This window comes from Streptomyces sp. NPDC001732 (assembly GCF_053596315.1).
In genome coordinates, this window is the sequence record NZ_JBSFFY010000060.1 from 25436 (window position 1) to 41850 (window position 16415).

Annotated in this window: 14 protein-coding genes and 2 pseudogenes; 6 read left to right on the plus strand and 10 right to left on the minus strand. The window is 69.0% G+C overall.

Features of this window, described 5'->3' with window-relative positions:
- Positions 1–22: 22 nt before the first annotated feature.
- From ACWCXX_RS33375 to ACWCXX_RS33385, 3 genes are read right to left on the minus strand one after another with little or no spacing between them, the layout of a single operon-like run.
- Complete coding sequence (locus ACWCXX_RS33375; RefSeq protein WP_404184429.1) at positions 23–847, minus strand: carbohydrate ABC transporter permease; 825 nt, start codon at positions 845–847, stop codon at positions 23–25.
- Positions 847–1845, minus strand: a complete 999-nt coding sequence (locus tag ACWCXX_RS33380; protein ID WP_451133852.1) for a carbohydrate ABC transporter permease — start codon at positions 1843–1845, stop codon at positions 847–849. The genes ACWCXX_RS33375 and ACWCXX_RS33380 overlap by 1 nt, the downstream gene beginning before the upstream one ends.
- On the minus strand, positions 1845–3068 hold the full coding sequence (locus ACWCXX_RS33385; protein WP_451133854.1) for an ABC transporter substrate-binding protein: 1224 nt from the start codon (positions 3066–3068) through the stop codon (positions 1845–1847). The genes ACWCXX_RS33380 and ACWCXX_RS33385 overlap by 1 nt, the downstream gene beginning before the upstream one ends.
- Before the next feature lie 399 nt (positions 3069–3467).
- Here ACWCXX_RS33385 and ACWCXX_RS33390 point away from each other — a divergent pair, with 399 nt between their 5' ends.
- Entirely contained in the window at positions 3468–4511 is a 1044-nt protein-coding gene (locus ACWCXX_RS33390; RefSeq protein ID WP_451133856.1) for a LacI family DNA-binding transcriptional regulator, read from the plus strand.
- Between the two features lie 620 nt (positions 4512–5131).
- A pseudogene (locus ACWCXX_RS33395) lies at positions 5132–5422 on the plus strand (transposase); the annotation flags it as partial.
- A gap of 341 nt (positions 5423–5763) precedes the next feature.
- Here the strand turns inward: ACWCXX_RS33395 and ACWCXX_RS33400 are convergent.
- The 6 genes from ACWCXX_RS33400 to ACWCXX_RS33425 form a co-directional block, all read right to left on the minus strand.
- Positions 5764–8325 carry a DUF4118 domain-containing protein gene (locus ACWCXX_RS33400; protein ID WP_451133858.1) on the minus strand — a complete coding sequence of 854 codons (2562 nt, stop codon included), beginning with the start codon at positions 8323–8325 and terminating at the stop codon, positions 5764–5766.
- A gap of 98 nt (positions 8326–8423) precedes the next feature.
- A complete protein-coding gene (gene kdpC / locus ACWCXX_RS33405; RefSeq protein WP_451133860.1) occupies positions 8424–9068 on the minus strand; it encodes a potassium-transporting ATPase subunit KdpC in 645 nt (214 codons plus the stop codon).
- A 24-nt stretch (positions 9069–9092) separates the two neighbouring features.
- On the minus strand, positions 9093–11198 hold the full coding sequence (gene kdpB / locus ACWCXX_RS33410) for a potassium-transporting ATPase subunit KdpB (protein ID WP_451133862.1): 2106 nt from the start codon (positions 11196–11198) through the stop codon (positions 9093–9095).
- Positions 11198–12862, minus strand: coding sequence for a potassium-transporting ATPase subunit KdpA (gene kdpA, locus ACWCXX_RS33415; protein ID WP_451133864.1), 1665 nt, complete (start codon positions 12860–12862; stop codon positions 11198–11200). Before kdpA ends, kdpB begins: the two co-directional genes overlap by 1 nt.
- Positions 12862–12951, minus strand: a complete 90-nt coding sequence (gene kdpF, locus ACWCXX_RS33420) for a K(+)-transporting ATPase subunit F (protein WP_326751168.1) — start codon at positions 12949–12951, stop codon at positions 12862–12864. The genes kdpA and kdpF overlap by 1 nt, the downstream gene beginning before the upstream one ends.
- Positions 12948–13223: a hypothetical protein gene (locus tag ACWCXX_RS33425; RefSeq protein ID WP_451133867.1), complete on the minus strand. Its 276-nt coding sequence runs from the start codon at positions 13221–13223 to the stop codon at positions 12948–12950. The genes kdpF and ACWCXX_RS33425 overlap by 4 nt, the downstream gene beginning before the upstream one ends.
- 390 nt (positions 13224–13613) lie before the next feature.
- Between ACWCXX_RS33425 and ACWCXX_RS33430 the strand changes: the two genes are divergently transcribed.
- The 4 genes and pseudogenes from ACWCXX_RS33430 to ACWCXX_RS33445 all read left to right on the plus strand — a co-directional run bounded on the left by ACWCXX_RS33430 (position 13614) and on the right by ACWCXX_RS33445 (position 16064).
- Positions 13614–14366 (plus strand): DUF4118 domain-containing protein, encoded by a 753-nt coding sequence (locus ACWCXX_RS33430; protein WP_451133869.1) that lies wholly within the window; start codon positions 13614–13616, stop codon positions 14364–14366.
- Between the two features lie 197 nt (positions 14367–14563).
- Positions 14564–14785, plus strand: coding sequence for a hypothetical protein (locus ACWCXX_RS33435; protein ID WP_451133871.1), 222 nt, complete (start codon positions 14564–14566; stop codon positions 14783–14785).
- Positions 14749–15234 (plus strand): annotated as a pseudogene (locus tag ACWCXX_RS33440) (transposase); the annotation flags it as partial. The gene ACWCXX_RS33435 and the pseudogene ACWCXX_RS33440, both read left to right, overlap by 37 nt.
- 473 nt (positions 15235–15707) lie before the next feature.
- Entirely contained in the window at positions 15708–16064 is a 357-nt protein-coding gene (locus tag ACWCXX_RS33445; RefSeq protein ID WP_451133873.1) for a tetratricopeptide repeat protein, read from the plus strand.
- Positions 16065–16227: 163 nt separating this feature from the next.
- Here the strand turns inward: ACWCXX_RS33445 and ACWCXX_RS33450 are convergent.
- A partial coding sequence (locus ACWCXX_RS33450) for a hypothetical protein (RefSeq protein WP_451133875.1) occupies positions 16228–16415 on the minus strand: 188 nt, incomplete at its 5' end.

The window sequence follows — 16415 nt, forward strand, 5'->3', positions numbered from 1 at the left end:
AACAGTCCGGAGGAGGTGCGCTTCAGCCTTTGACTGCGCCCTGGAGAAGCGCCTTGATGAACTGGCGCTGGAAAATGACGTAGATCACGATCGTCGGCAGCATGATGATCAGCGCGCCCGCGAACAGCAGGGGGAGCTGGTTGAGGTACTGGCCCTGGAACGCTCCCAGGGCTCCGGCCATGGTGCGTTTGTCGGGATCGTCGACCAGGACCAGGGGGAGGAGGAACTGGTTCCAGGTCCACAGGAACAGCAGGATGGCCAGGGCGGAGAGGGCGGGCATGGCCAGTGGGATCTGGATGCGGCGGATCTCCTGGAAGGTGCTCGCCCCGTCGATGCGGGCCGCTTCGGAGAGTTCGGTGGGGACGCCGACGAAGTGCGCACGCATCCAGACGACGCTGAAGGGCATGTAGAGCCCGATCAGCGGAAGGATGATCGCCCACTGGGTGTTGAGCAGTCCCATGGCGCTGATCTCGTAGTAGATCGGGATGATGATCGCTTCGAAGGGAATGGTCAGTCCCAGCAGGAGCAGGACGAACACGAATCTCCCGCCGGGAATACGCAGGTTGCCCAGGGCGTAGCCGGCCAGCGTCGACAGGAGCAGGCTGAGCGGTACGACACCGAGGATGATCAGGGTGCTGGAGCCGAGGAGTTCCCAGACATGCGCGGTCTGGAAGGCGACGACGAAGTTGCCCCACTGGGGATCGCTGGGCCAGGAGAACCCGTCAGGGATGCGATCCGCGGGCTGCAGGGCTCCGGAGAGCATCCCGGCGAGCGGCAGCAGAGTGAGGATCAGCACGAGGACGAGGACGACACGTCCGATGACCGCTTCCGTCTTGTTGACAACCATCAGTCTCGTTCCCTTCCCAGCAGTTGAATCGGCAGCACTGCCAGGAGGACGAGTGCGAGGAGGATGATGCCGAAGGCGGACGCCAGGCCGACCTCGCTCTGGGTGAAGGCGAGCCGGAAGATCGAGATGCCGGGGACGAGCGTGCTGGTACCCGGACCGCCCTTGGTGGTGGTGTAGATGATGTCGAAGCTGCTCAGCGCGGCGATGACAGTGATGGTGACCAGCACCACGATCTCCTGCCGCAGCCCGGGAAGGGTGACGGTCACGAATTCTCGCCACCAGCCCGCCCCGTCGAGCCGTGCCGCCTCGTAGAGGGAGGCGTCGATCTTTCCGATGCCGGTGAGCAGCAGGATGGTGCACAGGCCGGTCAGTACCCAGGAGCCGATGAGGCCGACGGCGGGCAGAGCGGTCCCGAAGCCCGCCAGCCAGGACCGCGAGAGGAGGCCCAGGCCGACGGAGTCGAGCATGGTGTTGATCGTGCCGGTCTGCGCGTACATCCACGACCAGGCAATACCGGCGGCCACCAGCGGGATGATCTGCGGAAGGAACAGCACCGTGCGGGCGACCGTGGCGAAGGGACCGGGCCGCATCGTGCGGATCAGGGTCGCCAGGGCCAGGCCGCTGGCAACCGGGATCACCGTGAAGAAGACGATGAGAACCAGCGCGTTGACGATCGAGATCAACAGCTCCGGATCGGTGAAGACCCGGACGTAGTTGTCGACGCCGGCCCAGGTCGACGCGCCGATGCCGTTCCAGCGGTAGAACGAGTACTGCACGGCCGTGATCAACGGGTAGACCACGAAGGCGCAGAAGAACGCCAGTGCCGGCAGGACGAAGAACCAGCCGATGACGCTCCGGTGGCGGGCCGCCCTTCGTACGGAGGGCCGGCCGGCCCGACCGGAGGACCTTCCGACGCCCGCAGCATGAGCGCCCACGTCGGGTTGCCGCAGTGCCGCGGCCGGCTTCGGGTCCTCATGCTTACGGACATCGTTGACCATCAGCCCGCCAGCTCCTTGGCGTAGTACTCCTGGATCGCCGCCACGAAGGCCTTGGGTTCCATGCGCCGGGTCAGCAGCTTCTGCTCGTCCGGCTGGAAGGCGCCCGCGTAGATGCCCGCCGTGGTGTTGGCCATGAAGTCGACGAACCCGTCATCGGATCCGATCTTCGCCGACGCCGTGAGGGCCTGCGCGATCAGCGAACCGTCCTTCACCTTGGGCAGCTCCTGCGAGGGATCTCCACCCGGGGAGGCGCCCGTGACGTCGACCACGATCTGACGGGCCTTGGGGTCGGTGTGGATCCAGTCCAGGAAGAACGCCGCCGCATCGGCATGCTTCGCCTTGGCCGGGATGGCGAAGGAGTTCGCGGCGCCCATCGCCACGTGCGAACCACCGGCGGTGGCCGGAGGCACCAGGACGAACCGGGCCGCGCCTTCCCCCATCGCCTTGTCCGTCTTCGCGGCGTCCCAGTTTCCGTCGAACATCAACAGACCCTTGCCGGCCTGGAAGTTGGACACCATCGTCGTGTAGTTGATCGCGTTCACATCGGAGGGGAAGTACCCCGCGTCGGCCCACTTCTTGAAGGTCGTGGCGCCCTTGAGGCTGGCCTCGGTATCGAAGGTGGCACCGGGCTTGTTGAACATCCAGTTCACCAGGTCCGCCTTGTCCCCGTACTGGTTGATCAGCGACTGGAGCGCGAACGTGCCCACGCCGTCCTGCATTCCGATCTGCACGGGAAGGATCTTGGCCGCCTTGGCCTTGGCCATCCACTGCTCCAGCTCCGCGATGGTCGACGGCGCACCGGAGAGCCCCAGCTGCTTGGCGTACTTCTGGTTCACGTAGATGCCCGTGACGCTGTATCCCAGGCCCATCTGGTACAGGGAGCCCTCGCCCCTGACTCCCTCGGCGCTCATCCGGGACGCGGCCAGCTGGCCGGCGGAGAACTTGTCCCACCCGTAGCCCTTGAAGTACGGGTCGAGGTTGGTCAGGAGGCCGTCCTTGACGGTGTCTCCCATGGTGGGAAGCCGGATGAGGTCGGGCGCGTCGGCGCCGGCCAGGAGGCGTGGCGCGTTGGCGGTGAGGTTGGCGAAGCTGTCCCGGACGACCTTGAAGGTGACGTTCGGGTGCTGCTTGGTGAATTCGTCGGCCAGGTTGTCGGTCACGGGGAAGCCCGCTTCGTCCTGGATCTTGATCGTGATCTTGCCGGACGGGAGCTTCAGGCTCACCTTGCCCGATGCGGTCGGGCTCGCTTCCGGGGATCCCGGCGCACACCCGGCCAGGACAAGCCCGCTCACGGCGACCGCGGCCGCGACGGCCGGCCTCCAGCTCATGAGTGATGCGGCTCTGCGTCCCTCACCGGGGCGGTTCGACTTGTGTGCCATGTACAAGACTCCGTTGTCTGAGCGTGCTCCGTGGAAGTTGCCCCTGCGCACCACAAGCGGGTGCCGCCACTGTCCGGGGGGTCAGCACCCCCGACAAACGGGCTAAACTGTCTGCTAAAAGCATTTAGCGCTGCTCATACTGGGATGCCGGATGCCCCCTGTCAAGGAGTCAGCGGTCAGGACGTTGTGATTGTCTTGGGACCGGCACGCACGCCGTCCCGTCGCCCCGCACGAGAGGAACTCATGCCGCCCAAGCGCGTCACGCTCGCCGATGTCGCCCGCCGTGCCGGGCTGTCCCCGACCGCCGCGTCGATGATCCTCAACGGCAGGCCCGACTCCCGGCTCTCCGCCGACGCGCACGCCCGGGTCCACGAGGCGGCTGCCGAACTCGGATACCGGCCGAACGTCGCGGCGCGCAGCCTGCGAACCGACAAGAGCCTTACCATCGGGTTCATCTCCGACGTCGTCGCCACCACCCGCTTCGCGAGCGGCCTGATCCGAGGAGCACTGGACGCCGCGCAACAGGCAGGGCATGTCATGCTCGTGCTGGAGACCGGTGGCGACCCAGCACGTGAGTCGGAGGCGATTGGCGCTGTACTTGACCGTCAGGTGGACGGAATCATCTTCGCCGTCATGCGCGCCCGGGAACTGTTCGTGCCCGAGATCCCGTCGACCACGCGCGTCGTCATGCTCAACGCCACGAACAAGAAGCACCCCGTTTCCGTGCTTCCCGACGAATCCGCCGGAGGTGCCTCAGCAGTCAGACTTCTCGCTGCCGCCGGCCACCGTGAAGGAATTGCCCTCATCGGGCACAACGCGGAAGCCGAGAAGGGGCTCTTCCGGTCCACCACCGTCGAGCAGCGGATTGCCGGCATCCGCGCGGAGATGGCCAGACAAGGCCTGCAGTTCGCCACCGAGGAGTCGTGCTGGGACTGGGAGCCGCACCACGGCTACGACGTCACCCACGCCCTCCTCGAACGCCGGAGCGACATCCGAGCCCTGCTGTGCATGAACGACCGCCTCGCGTTCGGCGCGTACCAGGCCCTGGCCGATCACGGTCTGACTGTTCCGAAGGACATCTCCGTGGTCTCGTTCGACAACGACGAACTCGCCTCCTACCTCCGGCCCGGCCTCACGACCGTCGGACTGCCACACGAGGCCATGGGCCGTGCCTCCGTCGAAATCCTCCTCGCCCCCAGCGCACCGTCCGGCAGCCGCCTGATTCCCATGCCGGTGATCGAGCGGACATCGGTCCGGATCCACCCGCTCGATCATGCGACTGCCTGAGAGCCAGCTCGTTCGAGCGCCGGCTGCGAGTCTCTCCCGGTGGCCCCTTGGTCATCGGCTGCTACGGATCAGGTGTGGCGGAGCAGCGAACCGGCCGCTGCCGAAATGCCGGGCGCGGGGCGGCCGGTCAGCCACCCCGCGGGCGGGTGCTGGTACAGCGCACGGTCCGGGGAGGCGCTGCTACCGGCCTGTAGCCGTGGCGTGATGGGCGAGTTTGTGCCTTGATCTATCGCCGTGGCCGGTCTGTGGTACATGGTGTGAGTGCGGGCATCTCGCCCCCAGGTGAGGGCCTCCTGCCGGGCCTCCGTTCTCCCCCGGCGCCGCGGGCCCGCTCGCGCCTCCCGGCTCCGGGGGGAAGCCTCTGGCTCAATGGAGGTGATCTCCGGGCCGTCCTACCGGGGCTTCACGGCTGTCCACAGCCGCCACTCACGCCCCAGCGGCAGCGAAATCATTTCGTTGAAAAGCCTCAGTACTGAACCGTTCCGGGTTCGGTACAGACTCATCCGTACCTCCGAGCAGGCCGGCCGCTGGACCTGGCTCGTCCTCGCCGCCCACACCCAACTCCGCCTGGCCCGGCCACTGGTCGCCAACCACCGGTTGGCCTGGGAGCCCCGCTGCCGCCGAGGAACGCACCTCCGGCCGGGTCCGCAAAGCTCCACGCCGACCAGGGCTACGACTACCGCCACCTGCGGCAATGGCTCTCGCGGCGCGGCATCCGGCACCGCATCGCCCACAAGGGCGTGGAGAGCTCGCAGCGGCTCGGCCGGCACCGCTGGACCATCGAACGGACCATGGCCCGGCTCGCCGGCTGCCGCCGACTCCACCGCCGTTACGAACGCAAGGCCGAACACTTCCTCGCCTTCGCCAGTATCGCCTGCACCCTCATCTGCTACCGCAGGCTCACCAGATGAGACCACTTTTAAAGAGCTGCGGGCCGCGGACGCCGAAGAGATCGCCCGACTCAAGGTCGACGTCGAGGCGCTGGTCGGCGCCCTGCATCAGCCGATGACGGAGAACCGGCTGCTGCGGCAGAAGCTGTCCGAAGGCGCCGGTGTGGTCCGGCTACTGCCGCAGCCATGGAACGGAGGCCCCACTCACCCGGTGTCGCCCGACCTCCTGTGATCGCCCACTTCGATCGGCTCTGGAGGCCGCCGGGCGGGCTGGTCAGCTGCAGCAGTCGCATCCAAATGCGCAGACGAGGGCGGCAATGGGATCAGCCCAGGACCAGCCGAGGGTGGCGTTGAGAACCATTTCATGCGGGGGTTTCTCGTTCTTGAGAGGCGGACAGAGCGGCCGTCGGCAGGCTGAGGACCATGGTGACGCCGCCGCCGGGCGTCTCCTCGGGGGCGAGGGTCCCGCCCATCTCCTCGGCCAGCCCGCGGGCGAGGGTGAGGCCGAGTTCGGCTCCCGCGTGGCTCTCCTCGGCGCCCAGGCGTTGGAAGGGGCGCAGGGTTTGTTCGTGGTGGGGCGGGTGGGCTCCCAAGCCATGGTCGATCACCCGGATCTCGACGCGGTCGGCGTGCGAGCCGGCGGTCAGCAGCACCCGCTCCCCGGTCGGGCTGTGGTGGCGGGCATTGGTGACCAGGTTGACCAGGATGCGTTCCACGAGCGCGGGATCGGCGAGGAGTTCGGGGATGCCGTCGGGGATCCGGATGTCGACATGGTGGTCCGAGGGGCCGAGGCTCTCCAGCGCCCGCGGCACGATGTCCTCGACGGCCAGCGGCTGGGGGGCGGTGCCGAGCGTGCCCGCCTGGAGCCGGTTCACGTCGAGGAGGTTGCCGAGCAGGTGGTCGAGGCGTGCCAGGGAGCCTGTGGCGGTGGCGGTGAGCCGCGCGCGATCGGCCTCGGTCCGCGTACCGTCGGGCTCGGCCATGCGGTTGACGGCGTCCTTGGCGGCGGCCAGCAGTGTGCGCAGGTCGTGGTTGATGGCGTGCAGCATGGCGGTACGGGCGCGGTCGGCCTCGGCGATCGGGCGCGCCTTTTCGGCCTGTTCCTCCAGGCGCTGCTGGCGCAGGGCGACGGCGGCCTGGGCCGCGTACGCTTCCAGTACCCGCCGGGCCGCCGCGGGGAGGGGATGGCCGCGCAGGACCAGCGACAGTCCGTCGCCGACCGGGATGTCGGCGTCGCCTTCGTCGGGGGTGGCACACGGCTCATCGCCCACCTCGGCGGCGATCTGCCATCTGCCGGGGTCGCGTTGGCGGTCGGGGGTCAGGGAGGTGCCGGGTCTGTGTTCGAGCAGGGTGACCGATGTCAGGCCATAGGTCTGGCGGAGCCGTTCCAGCAATGTGTCGAGGGCGCGCTCGCCGCGCAGCACGCTGCCGGCGAGCGTGGACAGGGCCTCGGCGTCGGCGGTGGCGCGGGCGGCGTCGTGGGTGCGGCGGGCGGCGATATCGACCACCGTGCTGACCGCCACGGCCGCCAGGATGAACGCCGCCAGGGCGCTGAGGTGGTCGGCGTCGGCCACGGCGAAGGTGTGGACGGGCGGTGTGAAGTAGTAGTTGAGCAGCAGGAAGCCCGCCAGGGCCGCGGCGAGCGCCGGGTACAGGCCGCCCACCAGCGCCACGCCGATGACAGCGATGAGGAAGGCGAGGATGTCGCTAGGCATCGACAGATGACCGCGCAGGGCGGTGAGAGCCAGCGTGAGCAGGGGCAGGATCGTGGCGGCGAGGAGGAAGCCGGCCAGGCGGCGGCGCCGTGTCAGCCCTTCGCGGGTCGCGGCGCGCCGTCCCCGTCCGATCTCCTCGTGCGTGACCAGGTGGACGTCGATCGGTCCGGATCGCGCGACCGTGGTCACTCCGACGCCGCGCGAGAACAGTTGTCCGACAAGCCCGCGACGGGAGGCGCCGAGGACCAGCTGGGTGGCGTTGACGCCTCGGGCGAAGTCCAGCAGTGCCGTGGGGATGTCGTCGCCCATCACCTGGTGGTAGGTACCGCCGAGGCTCTCCACGAGAGCGCGCTGGCGGGCCAGGTTCGTTGGTGCGGCGGCGCTGGCCAGTCCGTCGCTGCTGGTCACGTGGACGGCGAGCAGGTCGGCGCCGCGCGTGCGCTCGGCGATCCGGGAGGCCCGGCGGACGAGGGTGTCGCCCTCGGGGCCGCCGGTGAGGGCGACGACGACGCGTTCGCGCGCCTCCCAGGTTCCGGCGATGCCGTGGTCGGCGCGGTAGCGCTCCAGTTGGTCGTCGACCTTGTCGGCCAGCCACAGCAGCGCGAGCTCACGCAGCGCGGTCAGGTTGCCGGCTCGGAAGTAGTGGGTGAGCGCGACGTCGACCTTCTCCGGCGTGTAGATGTTGCCGTGGGCCATGCGGCGGCGCAGGGCCTCGGGGGTGATGTCGACCAGTTCGACCTGTTCGGCCTGGCGCACGACCTCGTCGGGGATGGTCTCGCGCTGAGGGACCCCGGTGATCTGCCGGACCACGTCGTTGACGGACTCCAGGTGTTGGACGTTGACCGTGGAGACCACGGTGATGCCTGCCTCCAGCACCCGCTCCACGTCCTGCCAGCGTTTGTCGTTGGTCGAGCCGGGCACGTTGGTGTGGGCCAGTTCGTCGATCAGCGCCACCTGCGGGTGGCGGGCGATCACCGCGTCGGCGTCGAGCTCGGTGAATGTCGTGCCCCGGTAGTCCATCGTCTTGCGTGGGACGATCTCCAGTCCTTCGAGCAGCGCCTCGGTCCTGGGGCGCCCGTAGGTCTCCACGTAGCCGACGACCACGTCGGTGCCGCGCTCGGCCCGCCGCTGTCCCTCGGCGAGCATGGCGTACGTCTTGCCGACACCGGGGGCGGCGCCGAGGTAGACGCGCAGCTGCCCGCGCTCCATCGCCGGTCCTCCCTCCGCTGGTGTGAGGCCCGTCCCTGACCCCAGTGTCCGCCCCCGGCGGCGCGACATGTCAGCGCTGCTCAGGTGGCGTGTCGCGGTCAGGAAGTGCCGCCTTGGGGCAGTGTGGCGAGTGCGTGGTTGAGCTCGACGACATTGACGCGTTCCTGGCCGAGGAAGCCCAGGATGCGGCCTTGGATGTGGTCGTCCACCAGCCTGCGGACGGCGACCGGGTCCATGCCCCGGGCCCTGGCCACGCGGGCGGTCTGGAGGCGCGCGTACGCCGTCGAGATGTGCGGGTCCAGCCCTGAGGCGCTGACGGTCACGGCATCGGGTGGCACCGCTGCCGGGTCCACGTGGTTGAAGCGGGCGATGTCCCTGCGGCGCTGGTGGATCGTGGCGATGAGCCGCTTGTCGCGGGGGCCGAGGTTGGACGCCCCGGAGGCCAGCGGGTCGTAGCCGCCTGACGAGGGGCGCGGCTGGAACCAGCGGGGGTCGGGGCGCGGCTGTTCGTTTGGGCCGTCGGGGTTCGGCTGCGGCAGGTTGAACTCCTGGCCGATGAGGCTGGAGCCGACGGACTTCCCGTTCTGCTTGATCCGGGAGCCGTCGGCCTGGTCCCCGAAGAGCGCCTGGGCGACTCCGGTCACGGCGAGGGGATAGAGCAGCCCGGTGACGGCGGTGAAGACCAGCAGCATGCGCAGCGCCGAAAGAAGGACGCGGGTCCGGATCGGCAGGAAATCGGTCATCGGGAGGTCGCCTTCCCTCGGTGGTCAGTGCAGCCCGGGGATGAACTGGACGACGAGGTCGATCAGCTTGATCCCGATGAACGGCAGGACCAGACCACCGAAGCCGTACAGGGAGATGTTGCGGCTGAGCAGCGCCGCCGCCGATGAGGGGCGGTAGCGCACGCCGCGCAGCGCGAGCGGGATCAGCGCGATGATGATCAGCGCGTTGAAGACGATGGCGGAGGTGATGGCGGATTCCGGGCTGTGCAGGCCCATGACGTTGAGCTTGCCCAGGCCCTCGAATTCCGCCGCGAACATCGCCGGGAGGATCGCGAAGTACTTGGCGACGTCGTTGGCGATGGAGAAGGTGGTGAGCGCGCCGCGGGTGATGAGCAGTTGCTTGCCGATCTCGACGATCTCGATCAGCTTGGTGGGGTTGGAGTCCAGGTCCACCATGTTCCCGGCCTCCTTGGCGGCCGAGGTGCCGGTGTTCATCGCCACGCCGACGTCCGCCTGGGCGAGGGCCGGGGCGTCGTTGGTGCCGTCACCGGTCATCGCGACCAGCTTGCCGCCCGCCTGCTCCCGCTTGATCAGCGCCATCTTGTCCTCGGGAGTCGCCTCCGCGAGGAAGTCGTCCACCCCGGCCTCCCGGGCGATGGCCCGCGCGGTCTGCGGATTGTCACCGGTGATCATGACCGTCTTGATGCCCATGCGGCGCAGCTCCTCGAACCGCTCCCGCATGCCCTCCTTGACCACGTCCTTGAGGTGGATGACCCCGAGGACCCGGGCCGTGACGCGCCCGCGCTCGGTGACGATCTCGCCGACGACCAGCGGGGTGCCGCCGCTCGCGGCGACCGCGTCCACGATCGGGCCGACCTCGGCCGTCGGGTGGCCGCCGTTGTCCCGTACCCACTTCATCACGGCGGTCGCGGCGCCCTTGCGCAGCCGCCGGGTACCGTCGCCATCGCCGGCCAGGTCGACACCGGACATCCGGGTCTGGGCGGTGAACGGCACGAACGCGGCGTGCGCCAGCTCCCCCTCGGCCCGTGCGCGCAGCTGGTGGCGTTCCTTGGCGAGGACGACGATGGAGCGGCCCTCCGGTGTCTCGTCGGCCAGCGAGGACAGCTGTGCGGCATCGGCGAGCGCGACGGGCTCCGTACCACCGACCGGGATCAGCTCGGCGGCCTGCCGGTTGCCGAGGGTGACGGTGCCGGTCTTGTCCAGCAGCAGGGTGTTCACGTCGCCCGCGGCCTCGACAGCCCGGCCGCTCATGGCCAGGACGTTGCGCTGGACGAGCCGGTCCATACCCGCGATGCCGATCGCCGACAGCAGGGCACCGATGGTGGTCGGGATCAGCGCGACCACCAGAGCCGCCAGCACCACGACGGGCTGCTCGGCGTGTCCGTAGATCGCCAGCGGCTGGAGGGTGGCGACGGCCAGCAGGAAGACGATCGTCAGCGAGGCGAGGAGGATGTTCAGCGCGATCTCGTTGGGGGTCTTCTGCCGGGCAGCCCCCTCCACCAGGGCGATCATGCGGTCGATGAAGGTCTCCCCGGGCCTGGAGGTGATACGGACGACGATGCGGTCGGAGAGCACCTTGGTGCCGCCGGTGACCGCGGACCGGTCGCCGCCGGACTCGCGGATGACGGGCGCCGACTCCCCCGTGATCGCGGACTCATCGACGCTCGCGACGCCCTCCACGATGTCGCCGTCACCCGGGATGATCTGGCCGGCCTCGACAACCACGTGATCACCAAGCGTCAGCTCAGCGGCGGGCACAGGCTGTTCTCGGGGGTGTGGCCTGCCCGCTTGCCAGTCGATGAGCTTACGGGCCGTGGTGGCGGTGCGGGTCCGGCGCAGCGTCTCCGCCTGAGCCTTGCCGCGCCCCTCGGCCACCGCCTCCGCCAGATTGGCGAAAATGACCGTCAGCCACAGCCAGCCCGCGATCAGCCAGGAGAAGACGGACGGGTCCGCGATCGCCAAGCCGGTGGTGAGGAGCGCTCCGGTCTCCACCACGAACATGACCGGGTTCCGGTACAGCGTCCTCGGATCGAGCTTGCGGCAGGCCACGGGCAGCGACCGCCACGGCAACGCGGGGTCGAGCAGCCCCGCCTGGGCCCGGTGCGTCGCATGGGGGGCGGTGGAGGCCATCACATCAGCCCCTCCGCGATCGGGCCCAGACAGAGCGCCGGGAAGTAGGTGAGCCCGACGACGATCAGCACCACTCCAGCCAGCAGGACGACGAACTGCGGTCGGTAGGTGGGCAAAGTGCCCGCCGTCACCGGTACCGGCTTCTGCCGCGCGAGCGAGCCCGCCAGTGCCAGGACGAACACCACGGGCAGGAACCTGCCCAGCAGCATGGCCAGGCCGAGGGCGGTGTTGTACCAGGTTCCGTCGACGGTAAGGCCAGCGAAGGCGGAGCCGTTGTTGTTGGCGGCGGAGCTGAAGGCGTAGAGCACCTCCGCGTAGCCGTGCTCGCCGGTGTTCAGCATCTTGGCGCGGGCGCCCCTGCTCGCCATGGCCGACGCCGTACCGATCAGCACGAGCGCGGGAGTGGTGAGGATGTACAGCGAGGCGAACGTCATCTCCCGCCTGCCGAGCTTCTTGCCCAGGTACTCCGGCGTGCGGCCGACCATGAGCCCGGCCACGAAGACCGCGACGACGGCCAGGATCACGATCCCGTACAGCCCGGAGCCCACACCTCCGGGCGCGATCTCGCCGAGCAGCATGTTGAAGATCAGCAGGCCGCCGCCGCCCGGGGTGTAGGAGTCGTGGGAGGAGTTGACGGCCCCGCAGGAGGTCAGCGTGGTGGAGACGGCGAACAGCGCGGACGCCCAGATACCCAGGCGCTGCTCCTTGCCCTCCATCATCCCGCCGGCGGCGTCGCCGGCCGGGCTGCTGACGCTGTGCAGCTCGTTGGCGGTCACGATGGCGACCGAGGCGGCCCAGATGAGCCCCATCACGGCGAGAAGGGCGTAGCCCTGGCGATGGTCGCCGACCATCCTGCCGAAGGTGCGCGGCAGGCTGACCGGGATCACCAGCAGCAGGTAGATCTCGATGAGGTTGGTGAACGCGTTGGGATTCTCGAACGGATGAGCGGAGTTGGCGTTGTAGAAGCCGCCGCCGTTGGTGCCCAGCTCCTTGATGGCCTCCTGCGAGGCCACCGGGCCACCCGTCAACGCCTGCGCATCCCCGGAGAGCGTGGTGATCTCCTGGACGCCGTGGAAGTTCTGGATGACGCCGCCTGCGACCAGGACGAGAGCGAAGACGAAAGAGAGCGGAAGCAGCACCCGCAGGGTAACCCTGGTGAGATCCACCCAGAAGCTGCCGACCCGGTCGGTCTGCCTGCGGGTGAACCCGCGGATGAGGGCGGCAGCGACGGCGATCCCCATGGCGGCGGAGACGAAGTTCTGCACTGCCAGCCCGGCCATCTGCGCCAGATGGCCCATGGTCGATTCGCCGGAGTACCACTGCCAATCGGTATTGGTGACGAAGGACACCGCGGTGTTGAACGAACCGTCCGGATCCACCGGCGCCATCCCGGTCGCCAGCGGCAGGTGGTTCTGGAGCCGCAAAAAGCCGTACAGGAACAGGGCGCTCACGGCGGCAAAGGCCAGCAGGCTGCGCAGATACGCGGGCCAGCTCTGGTCGGCATCCCCGTCGACTCCGCCGAGGCGGTAGACGGCCCGCTCGACCCGCAGATGGCGGGGGGCGGTGAGGACGTGCGCCATGAAATCGCCGAGCGGGCGGTACGAGGCGGCAAGGAAAGCGAGCAGGAGCAGGACCTGGAGCCAGCCCGCAAGCGTCGTGCTCATCAGAACCTGTCCGGCCTGATCAAGGCGATCACCAGATAAACGATCAGTGCCGCGGCGACCACCAGACCGACGGTGTTCTCGGCACTCACAGCCTCTCGACCCCGCCGGCGACAAGCAGGACCGCAGCAAAGGCAGCGATCGTGAGGCCGATGAAGGCCAGGTCGGTCATCTCTGGATTCACCTCAACGAGCCGCTGACAAAAACGCGAAGAGCAATGAGCCATCAAGCAATACCCGTACGGGGCCGCCTCATAGCGCCCGTCGCCCACCTGGCCCTCGCTGACAGCCTTCCGGTAGAGCGAAGGGGTGAGGCCGGCCGCCTGGCGCCCGCCGCCTTGAGCCAGGGGGACCCAGATCGCCACAGACACCCAGGGCCGCCGGCGGCACCCGGTCGAGGCACAGCCGGAAGCAGCCCAGCCGCCGGTCAGGGCACCGGAGGGCGACACCGACCCCGGTCCTGAAACCGTGGCTGGCGCAGAATGATCACGGTCGTGAGCCGGGGACCTCCGCATCCGGCCGCAGCCCTGTGATTCTGGGGCCTGAAGTGCGGCGAAGTCGGCGTGGGCCTGCTCAACGTACTTCGGGGCGCCCGGCGCTTGGCGCACTCCGCAAGCGCCCGGTAGATGAAGGCTACCGAGGGGTGCCGGCCCTTGCGCTTGCCGGTGGGGACGATCAGGCCGCGCAGGATCACCGGGGCGCGGCATTCAGACAGATGGGTCACACCGTGGTAGGCAGAGAGCGGAGGTGGCCCGATGACCAGGTATCCGCTTCGTGACCGCATCGCAGTGACGGCTGCCCTGGCCGCTCCGCTGGTGGTCGCGCTGTTGCTCGTACCCTTCCGCGGCAGCCTGTCGAGCACGAACATGGCGCTGATCCTGGTCGTGGTCGTGGTCGCGGTCGCCGCAGCAGGCAACCGCGTGGCCGGTGCTCTCACGGCACTGTCCGCCGCCGCGTGGTTCGACTTCTTCCTCACCCGGCCTTATCAGAGCTTCACCATCAACCGTGCCGACGATGTCGGGACTACGGTCCTGCTGCTGGCGGTGGGGGTGGCGGTCTCACAGCTGGCCGCGCGGGCCCGGCGCCTTGAGGTGCTCGTCGTCACCGACGCCGAGTACCTGACCCGGATTCATGACACCGCCGAGCTGGCTCAGTCCACGACAGCCACCGACGCGGTCGTCGACCACGTCAAGCAGCAGCTCACCGAGGTGTTGCAGCTGCGTGGTTGCCGGTTCGAATACGGCTCCCTGCTCGGCCGCCCGCCCCGCTTGGAGCAGGACGGCAGCGTGACCGTCGGCCGTCGACGATGGGATATCGACCAGCGCGGCTGGCCCCAGGAGGAGATCGAGCTGCGGGCCATCGGCAACGGCCGCTACCAGGGAAGGTTCATGCTCATCCCCTCCCCAGGCACCCGCCCGTCCCTTCAAGCCCGTCTGGTCGCGGTGACCCTCGCCGACCAGACAGGCACAGCCCTCGACACGGCAGGACCAGGCACACCCCAAGAATGACACCGGGTAGGCGTGGGCCGGCGCTCATCGCTGCCCCGGTGATCACCGCTGCCGCGGTCGAGGAAGGCGCCCACTGAAAGTCGCCCTCCGATCCAGCCCTGTCTGACACCACCCTCAGTTCAACACGCTGAACTTGACAGAGAAGATGCCGGACGGCGTGTCCTGGACGCGATCCTGGTTGCGGCCCAGAAGGGGGGGTGGTCGCGGTCGGCGGGAAGGTGCGGACGGACTCCACGCATGTGCTCTCCTCGGCACGTGAGCTGAACTGGCTGGAGATGGCCGGCAAGACCTTACGGGCGGCGCTGAACGCGGCGGCCCGCGCCGAGCCGGACTGGCTCAGCGCCCGTGCGCTGCCGGACTGGTTCACGCATTACGCGACCAGGACGCCTTCACCATCGACCGGGACAACCAGCACGTGACCTGCCCGAACGGGATCACCAGCACGCAGTGGCACCACCGCCGCGCAGAAGAACAGCTGCCCGTGATCCGAGTCCGATTCTCGCCTGCCGATTGCCACACCTGCCCCAGGCTCCGGGACTGTGTCAGCTCGCCGAAAGCCCAGCGGCGGAAGATCACCCTGCGGCCCCGCCACGGATACGAAGCCCTTCACCGGGCCCGGCAACTCCAGGCAACCAATGAGTGGAAGGACCGCTACAAGATCCGTGCCGGGGTCGAAGGAACCGCCTCTCAAGGCGTGCAAGCCTGCGGCCTGCGCAGATCCCGCTACCGCGGCCTCGGCAGGACAAGCCTCCAGCACCAGCTCACCGGCGCCGCGATCAACCTCCTCCGTGTCAACGCCTGGCTCACCGACCAACCCCGCGCCAGCACCCGGACCAGCCCCCTGACAGCACTTCGCCCCGCCGCATAACGGCGGGGCGAAGCATCAGGGCCCGGGTTCAGCCAACAGCGTCCCAGCACTGATCTCCGGCCTCTGTGGCGTTTTCGCCCGGATTCCCCCCTCTCGGTCCGGTGGGAAACTGGGAAACCAATGGGAAATCGATCATGCAGATCGCTGCAACGTGCTGCGCGAAGATGCGACGAACCACTCGAACATGCGTGCCGTGCTGCAGGTCAGGGGGTGTTCACTCCTCCGAGCTGCTGCAGCTCAGCACACGATGTTGTTCATGGCGCTCAACCCATTCCCGGGCGGGCCCGGGGTTCCGGTTCCCACGCCGACTATTTAGTGGAATATTCAACCACCAGGAGTGGTTCCGGCAACTGCGGGACGGTCGAGCGGGCATCCGGCCGGGAACCGGGCAGGGCCGGAGCGGTCCGGCCCCCGCGCGAGTACGGGTACCGGGGCCACGGACGGGCCGCCGGGCCCATGAGGAAGGAGATCGAATGAGCGACACCTACTACGAGTTCGGTACGGCCGCCGAGCGCTGGGACCGGGCGCAGATGTTCTTCGAGGCGAAGGAGTACATGACCGCCGCCCGGATCCTGGAGGGTCTCGTCGCGGAGGTGCCGGAGCAGGTCGCGCCGCGTCTGCTGCTGGCCCGGACGTACTACCACTCGGCGCGGCTCGGCAGGGCCGAGGCGGAGCTGCGGGCGGTCCTGGAGCGGGACCCGGTGGAGCACTACGCGCGGCTGATGCTCGGCCGCACGCTCGAACGCCAGGGGCGGAGCGCCGAGGCGACCGGCCATCTGCGGATGGCCGCCGCGTTCGCCGGGGACTTCGACTTCGACGCGGAGAAGTGACCCCGGACGGAGACGGCCGCGGGAGGCGGTCCGCGCAGGATCGCGTCGGCGGGGACGGACGGGCCGTCCCCGCCGGCGCGGCCGGGTGCCCGTCGGTGCGTACCGGCACGCGCCCGGCCCCGTCGTTCGCCCCGCACGGTCCGGCGGCGGTTCGACGGACGGGTTACCGGGCCCTGGTGACGAAGGACGCGACCGAGGATGTGCCCGACGCACCGCGGCACCCGTACCCGAAGTCGCTGCTCGCGGCCGTCCCCACGCCCGGCGCGGCGTACGGGTCCTGCTGACCGTCCAGACCGGCCAGCCACGTGCGGTACAGGGTGTCGAGCGCGGCGAAACCGAGGTCGCGGGCCG

What these genes read in the sequence shown, in the direction of transcription:
- ACWCXX_RS33375 (WP_404184429.1), bottom strand. Translation starts at nt 847, where the DNA reads ATGGTTGTCAACAAGACGGAAGCGGTCATCGGACGTGTCGTCCTCGTC.
- ACWCXX_RS33380 (WP_451133852.1), bottom strand. Translation starts at nt 1,845, where the DNA reads ATGGTCAACGATGTCCGTAAGCATGAGGACCCGAAGCCGGCCGCGGCA.
- ACWCXX_RS33390 (WP_451133856.1), top strand. Translation starts at nt 3,468, where the DNA reads ATGCCGCCCAAGCGCGTCACGCTCGCCGATGTCGCCCGCCGTGCCGGG.
- ACWCXX_RS33400 (WP_451133858.1), bottom strand. Translation starts at nt 8,325, where the DNA reads ATGGAGCGCGGGCAGCTGCGCGTCTACCTCGGCGCCGCCCCCGGTGTC.
- kdpC (WP_451133860.1), bottom strand. Translation starts at nt 9,068, where the DNA reads ATGACCGATTTCCTGCCGATCCGGACCCGCGTCCTTCTTTCGGCGCTG.
- kdpB (WP_451133862.1), bottom strand. Translation starts at nt 11,198, where the DNA reads ATGGCCTCCACCGCCCCCCATGCGACGCACCGGGCCCAGGCGGGGCTG.
- kdpA (WP_451133864.1), bottom strand. Translation starts at nt 12,862, where the DNA reads ATGAGCACGACGCTTGCGGGCTGGCTCCAGGTCCTGCTCCTGCTCGCT.
- ACWCXX_RS33430 (WP_451133869.1), top strand. Translation starts at nt 13,614, where the DNA reads ATGACCAGGTATCCGCTTCGTGACCGCATCGCAGTGACGGCTGCCCTG.
- ACWCXX_RS33445 (WP_451133873.1), top strand. Translation starts at nt 15,708, where the DNA reads ATGAGCGACACCTACTACGAGTTCGGTACGGCCGCCGAGCGCTGGGAC.